We start from the raw sequence: 6,166 nt of genomic DNA, 5'->3' as shown, positions 1-6,166 counted from the left end.
ATATATGAAAAGGAGATATTAAAAATAAAATTTTATGATTGCTTTAATTTGTGAAAAAGCAGGAGTTTCACCTAAATATTTGTATAGATACTATAGTAGTAAAGAAGAATTGGTGCAGAAATTGATAGACTCAGAAATAAGTATAATAGTTAATAACTTTATATCGGATATTGATTCTTCTTGTAAATGAATAAATGTTTATTTACAAATGGAGAAGTAGGTATTCATAGATATCCCAAAAGCATTTATGTAAGTTTACGGTTTAAATTATAACTTGAAATTTATACATTAGCGTGTAAATATTGCTTGGAAAAATTGAAGATGGTAAGGAGGGGAACAATTATGAAATTTAAGAATACAAAACGAAATTTACAAGTTTTATTAGGAAGTACTAAAGTAAGTAGTGTGCCTAAAATTGATGTACATGTTCATTATTTACCTAAAGCTTACAGGGAAGCCTTACTAAGCAGTGGAGAAGAAAAACCGGATGGTTTTCCTACTCCAGAGTGGAATGTGGATAAACATTTAAAAGTAATGAAACATCTTGGAATTGCTACAACTATGCTGTCAATTTCCTCGCCACATGTTAATTTTGGAGATGATGAAGCTGCTAGAATATTGGCACGAAAGGTTAATGAAGATGGGGCAGAGGTTGTAAAAAAATATTCTGATAAATTTGGGTTACTTGCTTCTCTGCCACTGCCCAATGTAAAAGGCAGCATAGAAGAAATTGAATATGCTTTAGATATTTTGAATGTAGATGGTTTTACATTACCAACGAATACCCGGGGTGTTTATCTGGGAAATCCCTGCTTAGATCCGGTATTTGAAGAATTAAATAAGCGCAAGGCAGTAGCCGTTCTCCATCCAAATAAACCCAGCAGTATTCCGGAAGGTGTTAATGAAGGATTGCCAGTGCCAGCAATGGAGTTTTTATTTGATACCACACGTACTGTTATAAATATGATATTAAAAGGAACCTTAAAGCATTATCCTGATATTAAATTTGTTATTCCCCATGCAGGGGCTTTTTTGGCAATTCTGGCAGACAGGCTTGATCCTTTTCTTGAGCGTATTCCTGTGGGAAAAGAAAAAGTTAATGTAGATGTATATGCTGAACTAAAAGGGCTGTACTACGATGTCGCAGGATTCTGTCTTCCCAGGCAGTTAGAAAATTTGCTGCAGATTGTTGATGCAAGTCATTTATTATATGGAAGTGATTATCCCTATACACCGGAATTTGGAAGTTTTGCTTTAGTAGCTCTTCTTGAAAAGACAAAGCTGCTTACTGATAAAGAACGTCGTGCCATTTACTATGATAATGCATTGAAATTGTTTCCCAGATTAGATTCTAATCTACTGTAAAATTAATAATATATCTTTTAACTTTAATATTATCGATATATCAAAAGATTAAATTTTATTTAGTCAGGGCAGACTAAAATAGATAGTCAAAGCTTTACATGTACTAAAAGGAGAAGTATTATGTCAAAAATGCTGTTTATTAGTTTGCCAGGTCATGGGCATGTTAATCCTACATTGGGATTGGTGTCGGAGCTTGTTAGAAGAGGTGAAAAGGTAACTTATTATTTAACTAAGGATTTTCAAAGAAAAATAGAAGCTGCCGGTGCAGAATTCATTGAATATAAAGGAGGAATAGATTTATTTTCTATTGGCAATTTACTTAATTCTGATCAATATATTGATGCAGTTGAGATATTGAATATTGTTAAAGATTTTGAGATAATCATAGATACAATTCTTCAACAAAAGGGAAAATATGATTATCTGGTCTATGATTTATTTTTCCCGTTTGGCGAAGAGATAGGAAGAAGCCTTGGTATACCAACTATATGTTCAATTACCACTTTTGCTCTTAATGAAAAAATGAGGGATGAAATGGTGGGCGGCAGCATGAATCGGTTTAAAGATATGGCAAGTATCAAAGGAGGGTTTATTCGTCTCAAGGAAATTATTGCATTACGAGTTGGATTCAGAAGATTCATGGAAATTATGAATGAAAATAAAGAACTTTATGACTATATAAAAAAGATGGAAGAAAAATATGAATTTGGGCTTTCTGGTATTGGAAGCCTTGGCATACAAAAAGCAATGTTGAATATTGTATATACATCACGCTATTTTCAGGCCTATGTGGAGAAATTTGATGAAAGTTATAAATTTGTAGGGCCTTCCATAGTTCCACGCGAAGAAAATACTGAGATTGATACTCACATAGCAAAAGATCAGGGAATAGTATATATATCACTGGGTACCCTCTTTAACAATTCTATAGAATTTTACCAGAGCTGCACGGAGGCTTTTAGAGGGTTTGATCTTCAATTTATTATGTCAGTTGGTAATAACATTAATATTGGGCAGTTAGGGAACATACCGGATAATTTTACTGTAAGAAATTTCGTACCTCAATTGGAAATTTTAAAACATGCTGATGCCTTTATTACCCATGGTGGTATGAATAGTGTCAGTGAAGGTTTATATTATGGCATTCCATTAATTCTTATCCCTCAATCAGTAGATCAGCCTATGGTGGCTAGACGGGTGGTGGAATTAGGGGCTGGAATAAGCTTAGATAAAGATGAAGTTACACAAAGATTGCTTCAAAGTACATTAAATAATATATTGTCAGATGCAAGCTACAGAAAAAATAGTCAAATTATTGGTGAAAGCTTAAAAAATGCAGGAGGTTATAAAAAAGCTGCTGATGAAATATTTCAATTAGAACAGCGCATGCTGTTAAAGAAATGATTTATATATATGTATAATATATTTATTTATTCATAATATTTTAAACTGTTGATTTTTTCTGTTATAATGATAAAATATAGATGTACTATTTTAAAGGTTCTTTCCTGGGTCATGCTTTCGAGAGTGCCTGACTAGTATGTTATTAATACCCCATTAATGAAAAGCCCTTGTTACTCAGGGGCTTTTCCCCATTTACTGTAAAGACTTTCTGTTGAATAATATATATTATGGTATAATGCATTTTAAACATATTTTAATTTGTGTTCTTTTAACCCCAATAGGTAGAACCTCAGATAATGCATTTCTGATTTCAGCATTCCCCAAAATGCATCCATGGGTCCATTATCTATGCATCATGACATGCTTGGATCGTCCAGTTTTTTCCTAAATGTCTTTGTCGTATATTGAAATCCTCTGTCGCATCGATTATCCACTGAATTATTTCCCAGACGTAGAAAAAAATTATCTGCAAATTTTTGACCTTGATACAGTTGAGATGGATGGTATGAACAGCTTGGGGGTATAGACAGCCCTTTGGCTGATGCAATTTTGGATCGTATAGTTTATGATTCATATAAAATCAACATAGTTAAAAATTAGTCAAAATTTAGGAAAAATGAATTTAATTGGTGCTTATAATTATGATAAAATTTTAGGTAAAAAATTATATGAGTGTAAAAAACCTGGAATATATTATGCTTAAGCTAAATAAAAATTAAAAGTAAATAAATGAGTTTTATTATTAGTGAATGATTAATCAATATATTGCCAAAATAATAACAATTGAAAGTTTTCATTGACATAATACTCAAGAAGTAATATCATATATGTCATAAAGATGTAAAATAATTAAAAATATGTCAAATAATTAAGGAGTGATCTTTATGGTATCAAAACAACAAATTCAAGAAGCAATAGCTAAAGAGTACAAACTGTATATAGACGGCAGGTGGGTTGACAGCAGCGGGAATGACAAGATAAAAAGTTACAACCCTTCTGATGGAAGTGTTCTCTCGGAATTTGTAGATGCAACCAATGAGGATGTTGACAGAGCTGTAGATGCTGCCCATAAGGCTTTTAAAGGCTGGAAATTAGTTGGGCGTGAGCAGAGAAGCAATCTGCTTTTGAAGATAGCTGATATTATAGATGAGAACAAGGAACATCTTGCACTGGTGGAAACCCTGGACAATGGTAAACCTCTCAGGGAAACTCTCAGTGTAGATGTACCTGCCAGTGCAGATCATTTCAGATATTTTGCGGCAGCAATAAGAACAGAAGAAGGTAATGCCCAGGATATAGACAATAATACTTTGAGTATTGTATTAAGGGAGCCTATAGGAGTAGTTGGACAAATAATCCCGTGGAATTTCCCAATACTTATGGCTGCATGGAAAATTGCTCCTGCACTTGCAGCAGGCAATACCGTAGTAATCCATCCTTCATCTTCCACATCATTGAGCCTTCTTGAACTGATGAAGCTCATAGGAGATGTACTTCCCAAAGGTGTATTGAATTTAGTTACAGGCAGAGGCTCAAAATCAGGTGATTACATGCTGGGACATGAAGGGTTGAGCAAACTTGCCTTTACAGGTTCTACAGAGGTGGGTTACAGGGTTGCGGAACAGGCTGCCAAAAGACTCATACCTGCAACCCTTGAACTGGGAGGAAAATCCGCCAACATATTCTTTGATGATGCTCCATGGAAAAAAGCTATTGAAGGTGTACAGCTTGGAATACTGTTCAATCAGGGACAAGTTTGTTGCGCAGGCTCCAGATTGTTTATTCAGGAAAAAATTTATGATAAGTTTTTAAATGAAATAAAAAATGCCTTTGAGAAGGTAAAAGTTGGCCTTCCCTGGAAAGATGGAATTCAGATGGGAGCCCAGATAAACCACGGACAACTTGAAAAAATTCTGAACTATGTGAAAATAGGACAAGAAGAAGGTGCTTCCCTTGTAACAGGAGGATATAAAATAGAAGAAGGTGAACTTAAAAAAGGTGAATTTGTAAAACCCACAATTCTGGCAGATGCAAAAAACAACATGAGGATAGCACAGGAGGAGATATTTGGACCTGTTGCTACGGTGATAAAGTTTAAAGATGAAGAAGAAGTTATAGAACTCGCCAATGATTCAGAATATGGTTTGGGAGGAGCAGTTTGGACGAAAGATATAAATAAGGCACTGAGAGTGGCAAAATCGGTGGAAACCGGGAGAATGTGGGTAAACACCTATAATCAGCTTCCGGCAGGTGCACCTTTTGGAGGATATAAAAAATCCGGAATAGGAAGGGAAACCTATAAATCAATTCTGAATGCCTATACCCAGACTAAAAATATATTTATAAATATAGATGAGAGCAAATTGGGGCTGTATTGATATAGAGAATATAGTCCTGCGTATAAATCTTTATAATAAAAATTAAATTATAGTGTTAATTAGGAGGAGTTAGAAAATGGAAAGATTCACAATACCTCGAGATATTTACTTTGGGAAAAATTCTTTGGAATACTTGAAGGGTCTGGAAGGCCATAAAGCTGTAATTGTTGTAGGTGGAGGTTCTATGAAAAGGTTTGGATTTTTAGGCAGGATTGAATCCTATTTGAAAGAAGCCAATGTTGAATTTAAACTGATTGAAGGTATTAAACCGGATCCATCCGTTGAAGCTGTCATGGAAGGTGCCAGGGTTATGAGGGAATACGAACCTGATTGGATAATAGCAGTGGGTGGAGGCTCACCTATTGATGCTGCCAAGGCCATGTGGGTGTTTTATGAATATCCTGATTTTACCTTCGAGAAAGCAGTAATTCCTTTTGGAATACCTAAATTGAGACAGAAAGCGAAATTCATGGCGATACCGTCTACCAGCGGAACGGCAACTGAAGTGACTTCTTTTGCTGTAATAACGGATTATAAGACACAGATAAAGTATCCTATGGCTGATTTCAATTTAACTCCTGATATAGCTATAATAGATCCGGCTCTTGCAGAAACCATGCCTAAGAAGCTTGTGGCATATACCGGAATGGATGCTTTGACCCATGCTATAGAGGCTTACGTGGCAAGTCTTCGATCGGATTTTTCAGATCCACTGGCATTACATGCTATAAAGATGATTCATGAGTATCTGTTTAAATCCTATAAGGGGAATATGGAGGCCAGAGGTCATATGCACATAGCTCAGTGTCTGGCTGGCATGTCGTTTTCAAATGCACTTTTGGGGATAACCCATAGCATGGCCCATAAAACCGGAGCTGTATTTCATATACCGCATGGATGTGCCAATGCTATATTCCTGCCCTATGTAATAGACTTCAACAAGGGTGCTTGTTCGGAAAGGTATGCAGAAATAGCCAGATTCCTTAAACTTCCCGGGAATACTGAGAATGAACTCATAG

5 protein-coding genes are annotated in these 6,166 nt (G+C 35.3%); all 5 read left to right on the top strand.

All coding sequences use genetic code 11. The annotated features are described in order from the left end of the window. Positions 1-34: 34 nt before the first annotated feature. A complete protein-coding gene (locus CLLU_RS17865) occupies positions 35-190 on the top strand; it encodes a TetR/AcrR family transcriptional regulator (RefSeq protein WP_106011117.1) in 156 nt (51 codons plus the stop codon). A gap of 152 nt (positions 191-342) precedes the next feature. Continuing rightward, the gene (locus tag CLLU_RS17860) at positions 343-1,365 is read left to right on the top strand and encodes an amidohydrolase family protein (RefSeq protein ID WP_106011116.1); all 1,023 of its coding nucleotides are present in this window, start codon (positions 343-345) and stop codon (positions 1,363-1,365) included. A 120-nt stretch (positions 1,366-1,485) separates the two neighbouring features. Further along, entirely contained in the window at positions 1,486-2,769 is a 1,284-nt protein-coding gene (locus CLLU_RS17855; protein WP_106011115.1) for a macrolide family glycosyltransferase, read from the top strand. A gap of 884 nt (positions 2,770-3,653) precedes the next feature. After that, complete coding sequence (locus CLLU_RS17845) at positions 3,654-5,147, top strand: aldehyde dehydrogenase family protein (protein WP_106011114.1); 1,494 nt, start codon at positions 3,654-3,656, stop codon at positions 5,145-5,147. 76 nt (positions 5,148-5,223) lie between these two features. Continuing rightward, positions 5,224-6,166 (top strand): iron-containing alcohol dehydrogenase (locus CLLU_RS17840; protein WP_106011113.1); only part of this gene is annotated, 943 nt, incomplete at its 3' end.

It is taken from the genome of Clostridium luticellarii (assembly GCF_002995845.1).
GTDB classification, from domain to species: Bacteria; Bacillota; Clostridia; order Clostridiales; family Clostridiaceae; genus Clostridium_B; species Clostridium_B luticellarii.
Note: the sequence above shows the minus strand (reverse complement) of the source record. Positions and strands in the feature narration are given on the sequence as shown.

What these genes read in the sequence shown, in the direction of transcription:
- CLLU_RS17860 (WP_106011116.1), top strand. Translation starts at nt 343, where the DNA reads ATGAAATTTAAGAATACAAAACGAAATTTACAAGTTTTATTAGGAAGT.
- CLLU_RS17865 (WP_106011117.1), top strand. Translation starts at nt 35, where the DNA reads ATGATTGCTTTAATTTGTGAAAAAGCAGGAGTTTCACCTAAATATTTG.
- CLLU_RS17845 (WP_106011114.1), top strand. Translation starts at nt 3,654, where the DNA reads ATGGTATCAAAACAACAAATTCAAGAAGCAATAGCTAAAGAGTACAAA.
- CLLU_RS17855 (WP_106011115.1), top strand. Translation starts at nt 1,486, where the DNA reads ATGTCAAAAATGCTGTTTATTAGTTTGCCAGGTCATGGGCATGTTAAT.